Below are 18,623 nucleotides of genomic sequence, written 5' to 3'. Positions count from 1 at the left end.
GTACGCCGGACCACACCCCCCCCCGTCGAAGAACATCCGGAAGAGGAACACCCCGTGCACGCAGACACCCTCCTGCTGGCCGCCCATGTGGAGAACCCGGCCGAGGAACCGCCCCACCCACCGACGATCGAGCCCAGGAACCCACGGCCGAGCCCCGCGGCGCACACGCCGACGACCACGCGGGCGACCACGCCGACGACCACGGCGGCGGCCCCGATAGCGAACCCAACAGCGAATCCGACGGCGAACCCAACAGCGAGCCCGACGGTGACCGCGGAGGCGGACCCCGCGGCGACCGAGGTCGCGAACCCGTCGGCGACCGCCGTGGCGATCGCCGGCGGCCGCGTGATCGCCGTCGGCGACAGCGCCGCTCTCGACGCCTTGCGCGGTCCGGACACCGCCGTCCACAGCTTCCCCGGAGCCACGATCCTCCCCGGGCTCGTCGACGCGCACGCCCACCCCGTGTGGGGCTCGATCGAGATCGGCCGCGGCGTGGACCTCTCCGGCGCCGCCACGCTCGAACAGGTCTGCGCGCGCCTGGCCGACGCCGCGCACGGACTGCCGGCCGACGAGTGGATCACCGGCTTCGACCTCGACGTCAACGTCTTCGACGGCGATCCGGCCGGCGCCGTGTTCGGGGAGCGCTTCCCGGGACGGCCCATCTCCCTGATGACCAGGGACGCGCACGCCCTCGTCGTCAGCCCGCGCGCAGGGGAACTCGCCGGCCTGACCGGCCGGGAGACGTTCACCGACGCCTCCACCGTCGTGGTGGGCGCCGACGGCCGCCCCACCGGGTACGTCGTCGAACTCCAAGCGATGGACTTGGTGTTCGACCACTACCCCGAGGTGCCGGTGGCCACCGCCGCCGCCCACGTGCTGCGCCAACTGCGCACCCTCGCCCGCGGCGGCCTGACCGGTCTGCACGCCCTTGACTTCACCGATCCGTCGGAAGCCGTGTACCGGCACATCGAGGAGCGCGGCGAGCTGCCGCTGCGCATCCGCTGCTCGCCCCTGGTCCCCGCGGACTCCGCTCCCGCCGTCTGGCGGGACATCGCCGGGCTCCAGGGGCGCCGCGGACGCCGCTGGCACGTCGAGGGGGCGAAGTTCATGCTCGACGGTACGGCGGACAACGGCACCGCCTGGTTCGACCGGCCCGACACCCACGGGGAGAACCGGGAGCCGCTCTGGCGCGATCTCGACGCCTACCGTGCCGCGATGCGGTTCTTCGCCGGACGGGGCATCCCCACCGCCACCCACGCCATCGGCGACCAGGCCGTCCGCTTCGCCCTCGACGTCATCGAGGAGATCGGCCCGGTCGAGCGCGGACCGCACCGCATCGAGCACATCGAGTCCCTGCCCGACGACCTCCTGGACCGTTTCGCCGCCCTCGGCGTCGTCGCGGGACTACAGCCCGTGCACGGCACCCGGCACACGCGCGCCGACGGTACCGACAAGTGGTCCCTGCGCATCGGCCCCGACCGGGCCGCCCGCGGCTGGCGCACCCGCGACCTGCTGGACCACGGCGCCGTCGTGGCGCTCGGCTCGGACTGGCCGATCGGCCCCGGCGACCCGCGCATCGGCCTCGCCGACTGCCAGCTGCGCCGCCCGGTGGAAGAACCGCACACGCCGCCCGTCCAGCCCGGACAGGCGCTGACCGCCCGTGAGGCGTACGCCGGCATGACGGCGGCCGCCGCCCGTGCCGCGGGGGCGGCGGCCGAACTCGGCGAGGTCGCGCCCGGCTACCTCGCCGACCTCACCGTGTTCGCGGCCAACCCCCTCGACCTGCCCCCCGAAGAACAGCCCGGCAACCCCGTCCTCGCGACGGTCGTCGGGGGCACCGTCCAGCTCCACCCGCACAGCACCGAAGGAACCCCGTGACCACCACCTCTCCGCTCCCTCCCGCCCCCCGGCCGCACATCGAGGCCACCGCGGCGGACCCGTACGACCGCGGTGCCGCGCGTGGCCGGCAGCTGCGCGAGGGCATCCCCGCCGCGGCGGAGGTCTACGACCGGCTGTTCGCCCTCGGCGGCATCACGCCCGCCCGCGTGGCGGAGGACGCCGCGCGCGCCCTGGAGGACATCGCCCGGTTCCGTCCGGCGGCCCGTGCCGAGATCGCGGGAATCGCCCACGGAGCCGGCGTCGACGAATGGCGGGTCGCCGCTCTCAACGCCCGCACCGAGATCCTCGCCCGCAGCGCCGCCGTACCGCCCGGGGAGTGCACCACGATCGTGCGCCGCGTGCCCGGCGAGGACGGCGCCGCGCGCACCTTCGGCGTCCAGACGTGGGACTGGCACATCGAACTGGGCGCCCTCTGGCACACCCTGGAGTCACGCGGCGGCCGGCACGACTTCGTCGGCCTCACGGAGAACGGCATCCTCGCCAAGATGGGCGTCAACAGCGCGGGGCTGGCCCTGCACTTCAACATCCTCGGCCACCGGCGCGACGGTGTCGGCGGTGTCCCCGTGCACGTGCTCGCGGCCGTCGTCCTGGAGGAGGCGGGCAGTGTCGCCGAGGCCGTGGAGATCGTCCGCGGCGCGCCGCTCGCCTCCTCCGGATCGTTCGCGCTGTTCGACGAGACGGACGCCGTACTGCTGGACCTGAGCCCCGTCGGGGTCTTCGAGGTGCCGTCCGAGCACGGCACGTTCGTCCGCACCAACCACTTCCTCACGCCGGTCCCCGCCGCCGAGGAGAAGAGCCGGCTCTACCAGCCGGACTCGGGTGAACGCCGCGCGTTCGTCCTCGACCGCCTCGCCGACAGGCGGCCCACGGCCCTCGGCGAGCTGCCGGAACTCCTCGTGACCGGCCCCGGCGAGCCGCCGGTGACCTGCCTGCCCGACCCGGACAAACCCCTGGGCCAGCGCTGGGCCAGCCTCGCGACGATCACCCTCGAACCCTCGACCCGCACCGCCGCCGTCCTCGACGGCACCCCCGCCGACATCGGCACCCGCGAGTGGCGCGTCCTCACCGCGGGCCGGCACGGGGAAACGCGGACCACTTAACCGGTTCCGTGCAATCCATTGTGCTCCCGAATCCCGCCCCTTAGGGTCGAGGCCGTCGCCCCCCGGCGTACCGCTGCCCGGCGTACCGCTGCCCGGCGTGCCGTGCCGCGGCACCCGGGCAGCGGCCGGCCGGGCGCGGAAATACCGTGCCGCCCCGGCCTGCCGCGTCCGCCGCCACGTGGGCGCGACCGCACCGCCCCTGACGACGCGTCGTACCCGGACCGCTGATACCGGCTGCCCGAGGACAGGCGTGTCCCCATCGACCCAGGAGCACGTGATGAGACGAACACGAGCCGCCGTCGCGACAGGCACCCTCCTCGCCGCCTGCGCCGCGCTCCTCGCCGCCCCTCCGTCCGCCCAGGCCGCGGACACCCCCGGATTCCACATCCGGGACGGCCGGCTGCTGGACGCCGCCGACGAGGACTTCGTGATGCGCGGGGTGAACCACGCGCACACCTGGTACCCCGACAGGACGGACCGGGCCCTGAAGGACATCAAGGCCAAGGGCGCCAACACCGTGCGCGTGGTCCTCGGCACGGGGGACCAGTGGGCCAAGAACGACACCGCCGACGTCGCCCGGGTCGTCTCCGAGTGCAAGGAGAACCGGCTCATCTGCGTCCTGGAGGCCCACAACACCACCGGATACGGCGAGTCGGGCGCCGCCGTGCCGCTGTCCAGGGCCGTCGACTACTGGATCGGCGTCAAGGACGCCCTCGTCGGCCAGGAGAAGTACGTCCTGGTCAACATCGGCAACGAGCCGTACGGCAACACCGGCTACACCGCCTGGACGGGCGACACCAAGACCGCCATCGGCCGGCTGCGGGCCGCGGGCCTGGACCACACCCTCATGGTCGACGCCCCCAACTGGGGCCAGGACTGGTCCTTCACCATGCGCGACGACGCCGCCGACGTCCTGGCCGCCGACCCCGACCGCAACGTCCTGTTCGACATCCACATGTACGGGGTCTACGACACCCCGGCCGAGGTCCGCGACTACCTCAACCGGTTCGCCGCCGCCGAACTGCCCATCGTGGTCGGCGAGTTCGGCGACATGCACTCCGACGGCAACCCGGACGAAGACGCCATCATGAGCACCGCCCAATCCCTCGGCATCGGCTACCTGGGCTGGTCCTGGAGCGGCAACGGCGGTGGCGTCGAATACCTCGACCTGGTACGGGACTTCGACGCGAACCGACTCTCCGACTGGGGCAAGCGACTCTTCGACGGCGCCAACGGCATCAAGGCCACCGCGAAGGAGTCCGGCGTCTTCGGCGGCACGGGCCCCGGACAGGGCGGCGCATGCCACGTCACCTACCGCCTGAGTGACTGGGGCGGCACGTTCAACGCGGACGTCACCATCCGCAACACCTCGGGCGAGAAGGTCGAGGGCTGGAAGCTGGACTTCTCCTTCCCGGGACAGCAGAAGCTCAACGCGGTGTGGAACGCCAAGGCGACCCAGACCGGGTCCGACGTCCACGTCACCCCCGAGCCGTGGACCGGCTCCATCCCCGCGAACGGCACGGTGAGCTTCGGGTTCAACGGCTCCTCCACCGGCACGAACGCCGCGCCGAGGACCTTCACCCTCGACGGCAGGACCTGCGCCACCACCTGACCCAGGGACCCGGCGCCGGCGCGGCGAGCGCGGCGACCGGGTGAGCGCACCGCGGCGGCCACCCGGTAAGGTCGGCCGCCGCGGCGGGGAACCGGTACGGCGGGAGGACGCATGAAACGGCCGACGATCACGGACATCGCACGCCGTGCGGGCGTCTCCAAGGTCGCGGTCTCCTACGCGCTCAACGACCAGCCGGGCGTGTCCGAACGGACCCGGGCGAGGATCAAGGCCATCGCCGAAGAGGTCGGCTGGCGCCCCAGCAGCGCCGCCCGCGCACTCAACGGGGCGCGGGCCCGGGCCGTGGGCCTGGCCGTGTGCCGGCCCGCCCGCACACTGAGCGTCGAGCCGTTCTTCATGGAGCTGATCGGCGGCATCGAGTCCGAACTGGCGCCGCGGTCCATCGCGCTGATGCTCCAGACCGTCACCAGTCACGACGACGAGACGGAGCTGTACCGGCGCTGGTGGGGCGAGGGCCGGGTGGACGGGGCGCTCCTGGTCGACCTGAACGACGACGACGTACGCGTGCCCGCTCTCGCGGCCCTGGGCCTGCCGATGGTGGCCCTGGGGCCGCCGCGGGCCGCCGGTCCCGTACCCGCCGTGTGGTCCGACGACGGAGCCGGTATCCAGGAGATCGTCGCCCATCTGGCCGCGCTGGGGCACCGCACCGTCGCGCGGGTGGCGGGGCTGCCGAAGCTCGCGCACACCAGCGTGCGCGACGCCGCCTTCGCGGCGGGCTGCCGTGAGGCGGGGCTGCCCGCGCCCGCCATGGTGCACACCGACTACTCCGGCGAGGAGGGCGCACGCGCCACCCGTCGACTCCTCGGCACCGCGCCGCGCCCGACCGCCATCGTCTACGACAACGACATCATGGCCGTCGCGGGCCTTTCGGTGGCGCAGGAGCTCGACCTGGACGTTCCCGGCGACCTGTCCCTGGTGGCCTGGGCCGACTCGCCCGTCACCCAGGCGGTACGCCCGCAGCTCACCTCACTGACACGGGACGTCCCCGCGTACGGGGCCTGCGCCGCGCAGACCCTGCTCGCCGCCATCGACAAGGAACCGGTCGAACACCTCCAGGTGGCCACCGCCCGGCTGGTGCCCCGCGCGAGCACCAGTCCGCCCCGCCCGCGCTGAGGCGCGGGACCGGTCGGTGTGTCACCTGTGCGGGCGGCGGCCCTCACTCGTGCGGCGGCAGGTCGATCCGGGACCGCAGATACGCGAGGCCGGAGGTTCCGCCGGTCCCGGGCAGGTCGCCGATCATCCGCTCGACGAGCAGCAGATGGCGTGTTCGCCAGCGGGTCGCCGCGGCCCGCAGGGCCCACAGCGCGTCGGCCGCCTCCCGGTGTTCCGCCTCGCCCGCTCCACCGGCACGGGCATCGGCACCGGCGTCCGCGGGGTTCGTCGCGCACGCCGGAAGGCAGTCCGGTGAGGCGATGTGCCGGAACAGCTCCGCGAACTGGCTCGACTGCGCCGCGCTGGCGTCTCCGAGCAGCGGGCGGAAGGAGGCGAAGGCGTCGGGGGTGAGGCGTTCGAGCAGCGCCAGGTGGGCCTCAAGGACGTCCACGACCGCCGTGACCCGGCGCAGGGCACGGGCCGCAGCGGCCTGCCCGCCGGAACGCGCGAGTCGCGGCACCTCCCGCAGATCCACCAGGGCCTGGCTCACCAGCAACTCGGCGGACTGGTGCACCGTGATGAAGAAGTGCTCGTCCGCCCACTGCCCCGACTGCCTGTCGGGCGTACGCGGCCGTTGGAGGCCGAGGAGATCGGCGAGGCGTAGGTAGCGGGCGTAGGGCGTCTCCATGAGTTCGATCATGGACGCTGGGGGCGACCGCCACCGGTGTCGCGCCCCGGAGCGCGCCCGGATCACTCGATCGGCGCTCTTGCGTCCCCGGCCCGTGGGGGAGCCATAGCTGTGCGCCAGTGGCGGTCTCTGCCCCAGAGCCCTCGTAGGGAGCACGATGAGCGAGTTCAGCGTCGGGCGGGAACGCGTGCTCACGGTGGGTGTGGCCGTCGCCCGCTCGGGGCGGTTGGCGAACCTCGGGGACCCCCTGGACTTCGCCATGACCCTCATGGCGGAGAAACTGGCCGGGGCCGGCCCTGCCGGGTACCGGATTCGGCTGGCGGGCCGGGACACCCGCTCCAGTGCCGAGGGCGCCCGGCAGGCGGTGGACGAGCTGGTCGCGGACGAGGACGCCAAGATCGTCCTGACGCTGGCCGGGACCCAGGTGCTGCCGGCGGTCGCGGACGCCTGCGAGGCGGCCGGGGTGCCCTGCCTGTCGAGCGCCTTCCCCTGGCAGGTCTACTACTACGGCCGCGGGGCGGACGAGAACCGCCCCTTCGACTGGACCTACCACTTCTGCTGGGGCCTCGACGACATCGCGGACACCTTCGCCGACCTCTGGGAACGCGTGGACGGCCGCGAGCACACGGTGGGCTGCCTGTGGAACGACGGCCCGCAGGGCGCCTGGTCCCGGCATCCGGAGCACGGCTTCGCGCCGGCGGCAGGCGCCCGCGGACACGACCTCCTGCGACCGGAGCCATATCGCGAACCGGCCACGGCCATGGCACTCGACGCCCATGTCGCGGCGTTCCGTGACGCTCAGGTCGACATCGTCACCAGCGCCGCCACGGGCCAGGACCTCGCTCTGTTCCGCTCCCGGGCCGCCGAGGGCGGCTGGCGGCCCCGCCTGATCACCTGTTCGCGGTGGCTGGCCTATCCGCCGTCGGTCACGAGCGCCGGCGGCCGGCCGGCCCAGGCAGGTGTGGCGACGCTCGCCTACTGGACGCCGGCCCACCCCTACGTCTCGTCCCTCGACGGCATGACCGCGGCCGGCCTTGCCGAGGCGTACGAGCAGCGCACCGGCCGCCAGTGGCTGCAACCCCTCGGGTTGGCGTACGCCTTGTTCGAAGTGGCCGCGCACGCGCTGACCACCGCCGGCGATCCCACCGACCGCCGTTCCGTCGCCGTCGCCGTGGGCGAGAGCCGGGTGCGGACCATCGCCGGTGTACTCGACTGGACCGCGGGCCCGGTACCCAACATCGCCACTGTTCCGCTGGCGGGCGGACAGTGGCAGCCGGGCACGCGCCACGACTACGAACTCACCGTGGTCACCAGCGGGCAGGTCGACGGCCTCCCGGCCGCCGGAGACCTCATCCCCACCTGACCGGGCCTTCGGCCACCGGGGGTTGCCGCGCGCGTCAGCCGCGCGCCTCCGGGGCCAGGTCTCCCGCCAGCTCCTCCGCCAAGGTCAGACTGTCGGCGAGGCGTCGGCGCTCGCCCTCCTCCAGGGGGATGGCGCGCACGCGGGCGAGCAGGGCCCGGGCTCGCTCGGGCTCGGCCTGGCGCAGGGCGAGTTCCGCGCGGTAGACGAGGGCTTCGACGAGGTCCACGGGGAGCGCGGTCGCCTCCTCCCTGGCCAGGTTCGCGTCGAGGACCTTGACGGCCTGGGCGGTGTCGCCCTTGGAGTCTCCCAGGACGACGGCGTTCTCCAGTGCCACGGCCAGTCTGCCCGTCGGGGCCGGCGCGGCCTCCGGTGCGGCCTCCGGTGCCGACTTCTCCACGGCGTTGAAGACCCGTATCCAGTTGCCACCCGGGTCGATCATGGTGAACCCCGTCCGGCGGCCGTCGTTCTTGCGCCTCCGGGGCGTGGTCAGCCTCGGAATCCCCCGGACGGGCACCTTTCCGTAGACCGAGCGCAGTCCGTCCGCGAAGGCGCGGTGCAGAGCGCCGGTGTCGGGGACGTAGAGCGCGCATGCGCCGTAGCAGTCGGAGGGATCGAAGCCCTCGATGGCGAAGAAGTGCATTTCGAGGTCTTCGCGGCGCAGGGCCACGTAAGGATTCGGGCGGGTCTGCCGGTAGGTCGTACGGAACCCGAGCGCCTCGTAGAACGTGGTGATCTCGTCGATGGAACGGCAGGGCAGTTGGGGGACGGCCACCTCGTCGGCCATGAGCCCTCCTCGCTAGTCCAAGTTGACTAGTGCCAGCGTACCGCCCGCCCGAAGGCGGGACCAGGGTTCGGGCCCCTGCCGCGTGGAGGCGTCACGCCGTGATGTGCCGGAGAGCGAGAAGCGTGGCGTCGTCGGAGCGGTGCGGGCTGTCGAGCAGGCGTACGACGCGCTGGGTGAACGCCTGGAGTGCGGCGTGGCCCGGCCCCGGGGCCCCTTCCGGGCAGGCGGCTTCGACGGCGTCGAGAAGGCGGGCGGTGTCCAGGTCGGGGTCGCTGTCACGGCGTTCGACCAGGCCGTCGGAGTAGAACAGCACGATGTCGCCCGGTGCGAGTGGTGTCTCGGCGGCGGTGTACGCGATGTGGGACAGCACTCCCAGCGCGGGTCCCGATCCGCCGGGCGGTGCGGGCAGCTGGGTGGCCCGGCCCTCGCGCAGCAGGACGGGGCACGGGTGGCCGGCGCAGGTCCAGCGCAGCAGGGCGCGTTCGGGGTGGTAGCGGGCGATGATCGAGGTGGCCGTCGACTCGATGCCGTCGTCGCAGGCCACCTCGTTGAGCCACTGGGTGAGCTGCTCGACGGACTGTTCGGTGTAGGCCAGCCCGGCCAGGGCGTAGCGGAGCTTGGCCATCAGGGTGACGGCGTCCAGGCCGTGGCCGCGGGCGTCCCCCACGCCGACGAGGAGTCTGCCGTCCGGCAGCCTGCGGGCCTTGTACCAGTCGCCCCCCACTCCTGCCCCGGTGGCATCGGGCAGGTACACGACGGCGGCTTCGAGTCCGGAGGGGGCCAACTCACCCTGGAAGTGGGGGAGTACCGCCTCGCGCAGTACGTCGGCGACCTCCGCGACCGTCTCGGCGCGCTGGCGCTGCCGCCGCGCCTCGCGCTCGGCGTGTTCGGCGGCCGTACGGCGGTGCCACTGGGAGGTGACGTCGATGAGCACCGCGCGAACGGCCCACACCAGAGCGCCGGGTGCCACCTGCTCGGGCTCGGCGACCATGCGGATCACCCGGTCGGACTCCGTCGCCGTGCCGGTGCGCAGGTGCAGTTCGCACTCGGCCGTGTGCTTGCGCAGGATGACGTCGTACAACATCTGGTACAGCGCGCCGAGACTGTCCCGGGTGACCAGGGTCGCCAGATCGAACAGGCCGGGCAGCGGCGCGGCCTCGTCAAGGCCGAGCACGTCGCGGAAGCCGCGTGAGGGCTGGATGCCGGAGTCGCCGAGGTTCCACTCGGCCCAGCACGTCTTGACCAGCTTCTGCGCGGCCAGGGCCATGCGCAGGGGGTCTCCGTGCTCCCAGGTGATCAGCAGGTGCCGCCCGCACGGGATCACTCGCATCAAGATGTTGGACCGCGCGGGGCCGTCCGGAGTACCGCGGAACCACGCGATGCTCTCCGGGCCCTGGACGACCCCGTCGTGGCACGCACGCTCCAGCATCCCGGGCAGCGCGGTGTCCCTCAGGGCGGGGAACCGGACGAACAACGGCGCCGGACCACTCCACTCGGACAGGCTGCTGCTCGCGGACTGGCCCTCGCCCGGGTGGGCACGCGCGGCAGCGTTGTGCCCCACGTGCACGAAGTCCTCGATCCCCCCTTCGTGGTGGAGAACGGGGGCGACCAGGAGCGCCGGGATCGGCATGGCTTCGAGCAGATCGTGCCCCGACGGCGACGGCGGCAGATCCTGCGGCGCGGGCGGAGCGGACGCCCGCGCCGGTGCCGGAGTGTGCTGTTCGGCGTAGACCCGCACGCGCTCGTGCTGGGCCTCCAGCAACTCGTGCACGGCCCGCAGCTCCAGACGCGACCGTGCCGGCTCGTGCCCGGGCGGAAGGGGGACCATCACGGGAGAGGCTCTCAGCGTAGGGAGCGGCGGATCAGAACAGTATCCGCGCGGTGCCACTGGATCACCCGGCGACATACCGCAGGCGCCCACGAAGAGTGGCGGATGCGTGCACGTGGGCCTCGACGCGGTGGAGGACGTCTGCACCGCCGATGAGCAGCGGGTATGGGACACCGCCCGGTTGTACGAACAGCGCCTCGGCAAAGCCGTCGTCAGCGCCGGCCGAGCTACGGCGTGGGCGCCGCTGCGTGCCGTGGGGGAGCGAACGGCACCAGGATGACCTTGCCGACCACCGTGCCGGACTCGGCGAGTCGTACCGCCTCGCCGACCTCGGTGAGCGGGACGCGTGCGGCGACCTGCGGGACGAGGGCGCCGTCGGCCAGCAGTGCGAAGACCTCGGTCAGGTCGGCACGCAGCCGGGTGCGGAAGGCGTCGAGCCTGCGGCGTCCCGCCCAGATGTTGTAGAAGTGGGCGCCCTTGCCGTTGGGCAGCGCGTTCCAGAGCGTCAGACGGGCGAGCAGCTTGAGGACCGGGGCCCTGGACGAGCCCTGGACGTCGCGGGTCGACGCGGTGCCGTAGGAGACGAGGGTGCCCTTGGCGGCAAGCAGGTGGTAGGAGGTGACGATGCCCTCGCCGCCCACGTGGTCGAAGACCGCGTCGTATCCCCGCGGGGCCTGGGAGCGCAGCCGCTCGGACAGGTCGGGTGCCCGGTAGTCGACGGGGACGGCGCCCAGTGCCCTGACGGCGTCGTGGTGCTTGGCCGATGCCGTGCCGACGACCCGGGCACCGGCGACGCGGGCGAGTTGTACGAGGGTGGAGCCGACGCCGCCGTTCGCGCCGTGCACGAGGACGGTGTGGCCGGGGCGGACCTTCGCGAGGCGGTGGAGCATCTGCCAGGCCGTGATGCCGTTGACCACGAAGGTCTCCGCGTCGGCGGGGTCGACCGTGCCGGGCACCTCGGTGAGGTCGCCCGCGTCGACGGTGACGTGGCTGGCCCAGGCACCCGTCTTGGTCAGCACCGCGAACCGCCGCCCCAGCAGGTCGCCCGATACGCCCTCGCCGACGTCGACGGCCCGCCCGACGAGGTCGTAACCGGGGACGAAGGGGTAGGGCGGCTGGTCGAAGTACTTGCCGCGGCGCATCTGCTGCTCGGCGAAGGAGACACCGGCGGCCTCCATCGCGAGCACCACCTGCCCGGGGCCGGCCGGACGGCAGGGCCGGGTGCGCACCTGGATGCCCTCCGGACCGACGATGCCGGGCAGCACCGCTTCGGTGACGGAGGTGGGGCGGACCTGGGACTCGTACATGGCAATGCTCCTCGTCAGATGTGGGGCAAGGGGTGCGTGGTGGGGGGAGTAGCGGGAGTAGGGGAGTCGGTGAGGCGGGGAGTATGTGTGGTTGACCACTCACTACGGACGACGAAAAAAGGACGGCCGCTGGGTCCGCGGACGTGCGGCCGCCCGTCCGGAAGGTGGGTCAGTAGTGCGTGATCCCGGCGGCCAGGGTGCGGGTCCAGGGCGCCGAGACCGCCTCGGCGTCGATGGAGACCAGCAGGTGGCAGAGCATGCCGGTGGCGAAGAACTGCTGTACCTGCTCGTCGCTGCCTCCCGAGGCGCCGCGGACGTACTCGACCGTGCGGGCGTACCCCGCCCGGACCGCCTCCCTGATCGCCGGCTCGGACACCGCGGCGGCCTGGGCGTGCAGCTGGACAAGCATGAGGTCGTTGTCGCTGATGAGGCGGGCGTAGGCGTCGCCCATCGAGGCGAGCACCGCCTCGGGGGCGCTGCTCTCGGCCTTCGCCGCGCCGCCTTCGAGAGCGGCGCGGACCCGGACGAAGCAGTGCTCAACGACCGCGCCGAAGAGGACTTCCTTGTTCGGGAAGAGGCGGTAGACGTAGGCCTGCGAGATGCCGGCGGCCTTGGCGACCTCCGTGGTGGTGGTACCGAAGTACCCCCGCGCCGCGAAGGCTCCGATGGCGGTGCGCAGCACCGTCTCGCGCCGTTCCTCGGCCGTGGACAGTTGCCGGTGGTGCGTCGTCATGTGAGTACTCAACCACTCACTCTTTTTCGCGTCAAGCGGGGCCGGGGTGAGCGGGGGCTTCCGTGCCGGATGCCTGACCGCGCGGGGCAGTGGCCTCCGGTGCCGGTGGTGGCTCAGTGTCCGCAAAGGGAGAATTCGCGTTCCCGCATGAGCTGTTCGCGGTACTCCTTGGCCTGGGTGGTGGGCCCGGGGAAACCACTTGTGGGGGAGCCGGGTGGGCATGGCAGGCTTGCGCGGTGATCGTTGAACTGGCGCCTCGGTTCCTGAGCTGGGACGAGGTGGACCCCGCGCGTCATCGGTTCGACGGCGCGTCGGCAGCGCGGGTGGTGCACTCGCTCGGACCGGCCACATGTGTTCCGCGCCGCCCGGACGTCCCCGTCGCCGACCCGGCGATGAGCGCCTGGAGCCACGGCGAGGCCGGGTCGTGGGCCGACGCCATGTCGCAGGCCCTCGTCGAGCACTACGGACGCTGGACGCTGGGCTGGCGCTGGGCGCACGACAAAGGGGACTTCGACGGCGGGCCGGTGGGGAGCTGGTGCTGCCCGCGCGACTCGGTCACCACCCCGGACGAGACGCTCGCCCGAGTGGTCGCCGCCCTGTGCGAGTGGCGCGGCTGGCTGGAGAGCCTGGCCGGGTGGTTCGACGCGTACCCGCTGGAGCCGGCCGACATCGGGGACCAGCGCATCCTGTGGGAACGCGCCGCCCGGAACCTGATCCTCCAGGTGACCGACCGTACGGGCTGCGGCAGCGGCTGGTACGGGCACTGCCACCAGGTCCTCACGTGGTTCCTCAGCCACTGGGGGTTCGCACCCGACACCGCGCGGGACCTGGTCGACCAGGCGATCGGCGGACGGTTCCTGAGCTGGACGGGCCCGGACATCGTGCTGGTCGACGACGTCGCGGAGCGGCTCTCGCTGTCGTTGCGGCCCGACGACGGCATACGGTCCGCCGAGCCCCCGGCGGACCATCTGGAGCGCTGGCTCACGGTGCGCGGGAACGTGCCGTGGCGCCAGGCCCCCGACAGCGGCGCCGACACACCCGTGACCCCGTCACGCGACGGTGCCGTGGAGGACATCCGCGCCTTCGACGGCGCCGTGGACCCCGCCCGCGCCAGGGGCCTGCTCGCCGCTCTGGAACTGATGCGGTCCGACGCGGCGCGCGGCGCCACGCTCGACTTCGACCTGCTCAGCGGCTGGCAGCAGCACATCCTGGACACACCGCGACGGCCGCTGTTCCGCACTGCGCCCGCCTTCGCCAAGGGCGGCCGCGAGCGCTACGGCATCGGCCCCGACACCCGCGCCCGTCTCGATGCCTGCCTGGCCGAGAGCGCGCCGGACGGTGAGCGGCCCCTTCCCCTGACCGCACGTGCCGCCCGCGCCCATCTCGACGTCTGCTTCTTCCACCCCTTCGACGACGGCAACGCCAGGTCCGCCTTCCTCGCCCTGCTCTTCGTCCTCGCCCGGGAGGGCATCACGCTCGACGGAGTCGCCCTGCTGCGCCGCGTCACCTTCGAGGCGGGAAACGCCGATGACCCGCTGATCCTCGCCCGCTACATCAGTCGCCACCTCGCCGATACCCGGCGCACCGCTGCCGGGCGTGACCGCGAGGAGGCCGCTCAGCGGGGTCCGGACAGCAGGGCGTTGAGTTCGGGGAAGGCGATGCCCTGGGTGAGGGAGTCGTAGCCGCCGGTGCCGAACATGTCCTGCGCGGCGCGGCGGGCGGCGGCGTAGGCGGCCTGGGCCACGCCCGAGCCGAGGCTGACGCGGGCCACACCGAGGGCACCGAGTTCGGCGACGCCGGGGGCGCCGGGGCCGGCCATGACGTTCAGGGGTACGGAGATGTCCTCGGCCAGCGCGGCGATGGTGGCGGCGTCGGTGACTCCGGGCACGAAGATGCCGTCCGCGCCCGCGTCGACGTACAGATGTGCCCGGGTCAGGGTTTCCTTCAGCCGGGTGCGCGGGTCGCCGAGCCCGAAGAGGAAGGTGTCGACACGGGCGTTGAGGAACAGGTCCGCGCCCGCCAGGTCGGCACTCCGCCGGGCCGCGGCCAGCCGCGCCGCGAGCTCCGCCGGAGGGCGGGTGCCGTCCTCCACGTTGACGCCGACGGCGCCCGCCGCGAGCACCCCGGTGACGGTCTCGGCGACATCCGCGGCGTCCTCCCCGTACCCGCCCTCGATGTCAGCGGTGACGGGCACCTCGACGGCGGCGGCGATCCGGGCGATCAGCCCCAGCGCCCGGTCGCGGGTGAGGACGTCACCGTCCGGTGCCCCCAGCGACCAGGCGACACCGGCACTGGTGGTCGCGATCGCGGGTGCGCCCGCGGCCTCGATGACGCGGGCGCTCGCGACATCCCAGGCGTTGGCGAGTGCGAGAGGGGCGGCGGGGGTGTGCAGGGAGCGGAAGAGGCGGGCGTTGTCCGACTGCGTCGTGGTCATGGACGCAGTCAAACACCTGCCGCCGGCCGTCTTCCGGCAGGAATCCGACATGGACGTCGACCTCACGACCGACGCAGCCGTCCCCGCCCGGACGCGATCGTCCCCGCCCGGACGCAGTCGTCCCCGGCCGACGCAACCGACCCCCGGCCGTACGCGATCGTCTCCGCCCGGATGCAACCGACCCTCGCCCGGCGCAGCAGTCCCCGCCCGGACGCGATCGTCCCCGCCCGGACGCAGTCGTCCCCGGCCGACGCAACCGACCCCCGGCCGTACGCGATCGTCTCCGCCCGGATGCAACCGACCCTCGCCCGACGCAGCAGTCCCCGCCCGGACGCGATCGTCCCCGCCCCGACGCAACCGACCCCGACCGGTCGCCGACGTCGGCCTCGCGGCCGGTCGCACGGGGCACACCGGTCACAACGGGCCGATCCGATTCTCCCGCGTGCACCCGCGCGCACCCCCGCGCACCGGGAAGTGGTGCCAATACCCGTACAACCGTTCCCGTACCCCAAGGGTCTTGAAGGCGTATTTTCGATCAAACTCATAGGGGGTAACGGACGTGCGACGCCACATCCGTCACGCCATCGCGATCGCCGCGGCGGCCACCACACTCACCGGAGGCATGCTCGCCTCCACCGGCACGCAGGCGGAGGCCGCCACCGCGGGTCCCGCGCCCAGCCGCTACTCCGACGACTTCAACGGCGACGGCTACCACGACCTGGCCATCGGCTCCCCGGACGCCGGCGTGAACGTCACCGGCGCGGACGGGACCGCCACGACCGTGTGGAGCGCGGGCTACGTCACCGTGTCCTACGGCGGCAAGTACGGCGCCCAGAAGACCGGCCTGAAGGTCGTCACCCAGGACACCCCGGGAGTGCCGGGCGACCCGGTGCAGAGCGGGCGGTTCGGGCAGGTCCTCACCAGCGGCGACTTCAACGCCGACGGTTACGCGGACCTCGCCGTGGGCGCCCGGGGCCAGATCAGTCTGCTCTGGGGCAGCCGCACCGGCCTCCAGGGCGGCACCCTGATGGCCGACCCCATGAACTGGTCCGACATCGGCACGGTGCTGAAGGCCGGTGACTTCACCGGCGACGGGAAGACCGACCTGGTCGTCGGCTATTCCACCTCGCTCCGCCTCTTCAAGGGCCCCTTCAAGGCGGACGGCACGCCCGTCTCGACACAGAAGGTGGACACCGGTCGCAACTACCCCGTCTACACGGGGGCGCAGGACCGTATCGCCGTGGGCCGCATCAACAAGGGGTCGATCGACGACCTCGTCGTCCTCGGGGAGGAGCGCAAGCGGGGCCGCGTACTCCTCGGCGGGGCCTCCGGACTGCGCCAGACCCCGGCGACCATCCGCGGCGGCAACAGCGTCGCCATCGCGGACTTCGACAAGGACGGCTACGGCGACATAGCCGTGGGTGACGCGCAGTCCACGCTCGACACGGAATACGCCGCGGGCGTGGTCCGGGTCAACTACGGCTCGTCCAACGGCGCCGACGAGGACCGCAGCACGCGGGTGTTCACGGAGGACACCGCCGGCATCCCGGGCGGCGTGGAGCGGGGCGACCGCTTCGGTGCCTCCGTCGCCGCCGCCGACCTCAACCGCGACGGCTACGCCGAGCTGGTCGTGGGCGCCACCGGTGAGCGCAAGTCCACCTGCGAGCACTGCTACGTCACCGGTGGCGGCTTCTACGTCCTGAAGAGCTCGTCCAGGGGCGTCACCGGCACCGGCGCCGCGTTCTACGCCTACAACGCGTCCGGCCTGCCCCGCCCCACGGGCACGTACCGCATCCCCTCGCACCTCAAGACCACCGACCTGAACAACGACAAGCAGCCCGAGATCACCATCCCGGTCCGGGCGACGGAGCCGCAGGTCTGGTCGGTCGGCACGAAGAGCGGCAAGGTCGCGGGTACCTCGCCCACCCGCGTCGTGAAGCAGCCGGTCGACTCCCGGGTCGGCAAGGGCTTGGAGTTCGGCGTGCTCGCCAACTGACGGGTCGAGGGGGTTCTGGTCCCCCGGACCCACTGGGTACTCTCCTCACCCCTCGGCCCGGTCGCTCGGGCCGAGGGGTGAGCCATGGGCCCGGCACAGGAGGAGACCAGCATGGCCATTCAGCGGATGGACAACGTCGGCATCGTCGTCGGGGACCTCGACGCCGCCATCGCGTTCTTCGTGGAACTCGGTATGGAGCTTGAGGGGAGGACGGAGGTGAAGGGCCGCGTCGCCGACCAGTGCACGGGACTCGACGGAGTCCACTGCGACATCGCGATGGTCCGGACGCCGGACGGCCACAGCCGGCTCGAACTGGCGAAGTACCGCAGCCCCGCGGCGGCCGGCGCCGGTCCGCGCGACCAACCGCACAACGTCCTCGGCACCCACCGCGTCATGTTCGCCGTCGACGACATCGAGGACACCGTTGCGCGCCTGCGCCCGCACGGCGCCGAACTCGTCGGCGAGATCGCCCGGTTCGAGGACAGCTGTCTGCTCTGCTACGTCCGCGGCCCGGAGGGCATCATCGTCGGCCTGGCCGAACAACTGCGCTGAGACGGCGCGTCAGAGTACGGCGAGCCGGTCGACCAGCAGCGCCACGCGCCGCTCGGCGTCCGGCGCCGGCAGCCGCCCCGTCCGGGTCAGGGTCGCCATCCCGTGCAGGGCGGCCCAGAACACCTCGGTGAACAGCCCCGGGTGCACACCGTCCCCGGCCACCTCGTCGAGGCTCTCCAGCAACGCGGAGAAGGCGTCCTTCAGCGGCTCCGGTGTGTCCTCGACGGCGAACGCGAGGCCGCCGTCGAGCTGGAACATGGCGTCGTATACCGCCGGGTTGCGCGCGGCGAAGTCGAGGTAGGCGCGGGCGAGGGCGGTGACCCGGGCGCGCGGGCCGTCCGCGGCGGCGGTCGCGGCCCGCAGCGCCGCGGCCATCTCGGTGGCGCCTTCGAGGGCGACGGCGCCGATGATCTCCCGCTTGCCGCGGAAGTGGCTGTAGAGGACGGGCTGGCTGTACTCGATGCGCTCGCTCAGGCGGCGGGTGGTGACCGCGTCCCAGCCCTGCCCCTCGGCGATCTCGCGGGCGGTCGCCAAGATGAGGCGTTCGCGGGCCGCCCGTTCGCGCTCCTTGCGTTCCTGTACCGACATGCTCCGATCCTAGCACTGCTAGACAACCGAGCGGCAGTAGGGCTAGCGTCGCATCAACAGCTAGCGGCGCTAGATCTCAGAGGGGCTCATCATGCTCAACGCACTTCAGGTCCTCACCACCGTGGTCGTCGGCGTGATGGTGGGGGTGGAGTTCTCCGTGGCCTTCGTCATCAACCGCATCCTCGACGCGCTCCCGGACGACAGCAATCAACTCGGCCGTGCCCACGGGGGCCGGATGCTCGGTGCCGTGATGCCGTTCTGGTACATCGGCTCGCTCGTGCTCGCCGCGGTCTGGGCCGTCGCCGACTGGGGCGGCTCCGGCGCCTGGCTCGTCGTCACCGCCGACGCACTGCTCGTCGTCAGCGTGGTCATGTCGATCCTGCTCCTGGTCCCGATCAACAACCGGGGCAAGACCTGGACCCCGGACAACCGGCCCGCCGACTGGAAGCGGCAGATGAACCGCTGGGACCGCTACCACTACGTCCGCGTCGCCGTCATCATCGCCGCCTTCGCCCTGCTGGCCGCCGCCCTGGCCTGAGAGCCTGTCTTTGAACCCCCGTCGTCCGCGCGGAGCGCGGGCGCAGCGGCGGTCGGTGCGTGCGATCGGCGTGCGGCGTCCCCGGTCATGT

The 18,623-nt window shown here is 72.7% G+C and carries 16 protein-coding genes; 9 read left to right on the top strand and 7 right to left on the bottom strand.

What is annotated here, in order from left to right; translation table 11 throughout:
• Nucleotides 1-54 precede the first annotated feature (54 nt).
• From AB0I16_RS11245 to AB0I16_RS11230, 4 genes are all read left to right on the top strand, one after another.
• Nucleotides 55-1,878, top strand: coding sequence for an amidohydrolase family protein (locus AB0I16_RS11245; protein ID WP_363249053.1), 1,824 nt, complete (start codon nt 55-57; stop codon nt 1,876-1,878).
• Nucleotides 1,875-2,999 (top strand): C45 family peptidase, encoded by a 1,125-nt coding sequence (locus AB0I16_RS11240; RefSeq protein ID WP_363249052.1) that lies wholly within the window; start codon nt 1,875-1,877, stop codon nt 2,997-2,999. The genes AB0I16_RS11245 and AB0I16_RS11240 overlap by 4 nt, the downstream gene beginning before the upstream one ends.
• A 277-nt stretch (nt 3,000-3,276) precedes the next feature.
• Nucleotides 3,277-4,611 carry a cellulase family glycosylhydrolase gene (locus tag AB0I16_RS11235; RefSeq protein WP_363249051.1) on the top strand — a complete coding sequence of 445 codons (1,335 nt, stop codon included), beginning with the start codon at nt 3,277-3,279 and terminating at the stop codon, nt 4,609-4,611.
• A gap of 111 nt (nt 4,612-4,722) precedes the next feature.
• Nucleotides 4,723-5,742, top strand: a complete 1,020-nt coding sequence (locus AB0I16_RS11230) for a LacI family DNA-binding transcriptional regulator (RefSeq protein WP_363249050.1) — start codon at nt 4,723-4,725, stop codon at nt 5,740-5,742.
• Between the two features lie 43 nt (nt 5,743-5,785).
• Here the strand turns inward: AB0I16_RS11230 and AB0I16_RS11225 are convergent, their stop codons facing one another.
• Nucleotides 5,786-6,409 (bottom strand): tryptophan 2,3-dioxygenase family protein, encoded by a 624-nt coding sequence (locus AB0I16_RS11225; RefSeq protein ID WP_363249049.1) that lies wholly within the window; start codon nt 6,407-6,409, stop codon nt 5,786-5,788.
• A 157-nt stretch (nt 6,410-6,566) separates the two neighbouring features.
• On the opposite strand from AB0I16_RS11225, the gene AB0I16_RS11220 reads away from it, so the two are divergent.
• Nucleotides 6,567-7,772 (top strand): ABC transporter substrate-binding protein, encoded by a 1,206-nt coding sequence (locus tag AB0I16_RS11220; RefSeq protein WP_363249048.1) that lies wholly within the window; start codon nt 6,567-6,569, stop codon nt 7,770-7,772.
• Between the two features lie 34 nt (nt 7,773-7,806).
• On the opposite strand, the gene AB0I16_RS11215 is transcribed toward AB0I16_RS11220, so the two are convergent.
• The 4 genes from AB0I16_RS11215 to AB0I16_RS11200 form a co-directional block, all read right to left on the bottom strand.
• Nucleotides 7,807-8,556 carry a VOC family protein gene (locus AB0I16_RS11215; protein ID WP_363249046.1) on the bottom strand — a complete coding sequence of 250 codons (750 nt, stop codon included), beginning with the start codon at nt 8,554-8,556 and terminating at the stop codon, nt 7,807-7,809.
• Between the two features lie 91 nt (nt 8,557-8,647).
• Nucleotides 8,648-10,384 (bottom strand): PP2C family protein-serine/threonine phosphatase, encoded by a 1,737-nt coding sequence (locus AB0I16_RS11210; protein WP_363249231.1) that lies wholly within the window; start codon nt 10,382-10,384, stop codon nt 8,648-8,650.
• A gap of 227 nt (nt 10,385-10,611) precedes the next feature.
• On the bottom strand, nt 10,612-11,691 hold the full coding sequence (locus AB0I16_RS11205) for a medium chain dehydrogenase/reductase family protein (protein ID WP_363249045.1): 1,080 nt from the start codon (nt 11,689-11,691) through the stop codon (nt 10,612-10,614).
• A gap of 169 nt (nt 11,692-11,860) precedes the next feature.
• A complete protein-coding gene (locus AB0I16_RS11200; RefSeq protein WP_363249044.1) occupies nt 11,861-12,424 on the bottom strand; it encodes a TetR/AcrR family transcriptional regulator in 564 nt (187 codons plus the stop codon).
• Nucleotides 12,425-12,660: 236 nt separating this feature from the next.
• Here AB0I16_RS11200 and AB0I16_RS11195 point away from each other — a divergent pair, with 236 nt between their 5' ends.
• Complete coding sequence (locus AB0I16_RS11195) at nt 12,661-14,106, top strand: Fic family protein (RefSeq protein ID WP_363249043.1); 1,446 nt, start codon at nt 12,661-12,663, stop codon at nt 14,104-14,106.
• On the opposite strand, the gene AB0I16_RS11190 is transcribed toward AB0I16_RS11195, so the two are convergent.
• Nucleotides 14,040-14,858: an isocitrate lyase/phosphoenolpyruvate mutase family protein gene (locus tag AB0I16_RS11190; RefSeq protein ID WP_363249042.1), complete on the bottom strand. Its 819-nt coding sequence runs from the start codon at nt 14,856-14,858 to the stop codon at nt 14,040-14,042. The two genes, AB0I16_RS11195 and AB0I16_RS11190, sit on opposite strands and share 67 nt — an antisense overlap.
• A gap of 559 nt (nt 14,859-15,417) precedes the next feature.
• On the opposite strand from AB0I16_RS11190, the gene AB0I16_RS11185 reads away from it, so the two are divergent.
• Nucleotides 15,418-16,854, top strand: coding sequence for an FG-GAP and VCBS repeat-containing protein (locus AB0I16_RS11185; protein WP_363249041.1), 1,437 nt, complete (start codon nt 15,418-15,420; stop codon nt 16,852-16,854).
• 111 nt (nt 16,855-16,965) lie between these two features.
• Entirely contained in the window at nt 16,966-17,406 is a 441-nt protein-coding gene (locus AB0I16_RS11180; RefSeq protein ID WP_363249040.1) for a VOC family protein, read from the top strand.
• 9 nt (nt 17,407-17,415) lie between these two features.
• Here AB0I16_RS11180 and AB0I16_RS11175 read toward each other — a convergent pair whose 3' ends face one another.
• Nucleotides 17,416-17,994, bottom strand: a complete 579-nt coding sequence (locus AB0I16_RS11175) for a TetR/AcrR family transcriptional regulator (protein WP_363249039.1) — start codon at nt 17,992-17,994, stop codon at nt 17,416-17,418.
• A 91-nt stretch (nt 17,995-18,085) separates the two neighbouring features.
• On the opposite strand from AB0I16_RS11175, the gene AB0I16_RS11170 reads away from it, so the two are divergent.
• The gene (locus AB0I16_RS11170) at nt 18,086-18,532 is read left to right on the top strand and encodes a DUF1772 domain-containing protein (protein WP_363249038.1); all 447 of its coding nucleotides are present in this window, start codon (nt 18,086-18,088) and stop codon (nt 18,530-18,532) included.
• Nucleotides 18,533-18,623: the final 91 nt, after the last annotated feature.

Origin of the sequence: Streptomyces sp. NPDC050703 (genome assembly GCF_040654435.1) — a bacterium.
GTDB lineage: Bacteria > Actinomycetota > Actinomycetes > Streptomycetales > Streptomycetaceae > Streptomyces.
The sequence above is the reverse complement of the archived record's forward strand: the minus strand, read 5'-3'. Positions and strand labels throughout refer to the sequence as shown.

Excerpts from the sequence above, each read along its gene's own strand:
- AB0I16_RS11205 (WP_363249045.1), bottom strand. The coding sequence starts at position 11,691 with ATGTACGAGTCCCAGGTCCGCCCCACCTCCGTCACCGAAGCGGTGCTG.
- AB0I16_RS11210 (WP_363249231.1), bottom strand. The coding sequence starts at position 10,384 with ATGGTCCCCCTTCCGCCCGGGCACGAGCCGGCACGGTCGCGTCTGGAG.
- AB0I16_RS11215 (WP_363249046.1), bottom strand. The coding sequence starts at position 8,556 with ATGGCCGACGAGGTGGCCGTCCCCCAACTGCCCTGCCGTTCCATCGAC.
- AB0I16_RS11220 (WP_363249048.1), top strand. The coding sequence starts at position 6,567 with ATGAGCGAGTTCAGCGTCGGGCGGGAACGCGTGCTCACGGTGGGTGTG.
- AB0I16_RS11235 (WP_363249051.1), top strand. The coding sequence starts at position 3,277 with ATGAGACGAACACGAGCCGCCGTCGCGACAGGCACCCTCCTCGCCGCC.
- AB0I16_RS11230 (WP_363249050.1), top strand. The coding sequence starts at position 4,723 with ATGAAACGGCCGACGATCACGGACATCGCACGCCGTGCGGGCGTCTCC.
- AB0I16_RS11225 (WP_363249049.1), bottom strand. The coding sequence starts at position 6,409 with ATGGAGACGCCCTACGCCCGCTACCTACGCCTCGCCGATCTCCTCGGC.
- AB0I16_RS11180 (WP_363249040.1), top strand. The coding sequence starts at position 16,966 with ATGGCCATTCAGCGGATGGACAACGTCGGCATCGTCGTCGGGGACCTC.
- AB0I16_RS11175 (WP_363249039.1), bottom strand. The coding sequence starts at position 17,994 with ATGTCGGTACAGGAACGCAAGGAGCGCGAACGGGCGGCCCGCGAACGC.
- AB0I16_RS11190 (WP_363249042.1), bottom strand. The coding sequence starts at position 14,858 with ATGACCACGACGCAGTCGGACAACGCCCGCCTCTTCCGCTCCCTGCAC.
- AB0I16_RS11200 (WP_363249044.1), bottom strand. The coding sequence starts at position 12,424 with ATGACGACGCACCACCGGCAACTGTCCACGGCCGAGGAACGGCGCGAG.
- AB0I16_RS11170 (WP_363249038.1), top strand. The coding sequence starts at position 18,086 with ATGCTCAACGCACTTCAGGTCCTCACCACCGTGGTCGTCGGCGTGATG.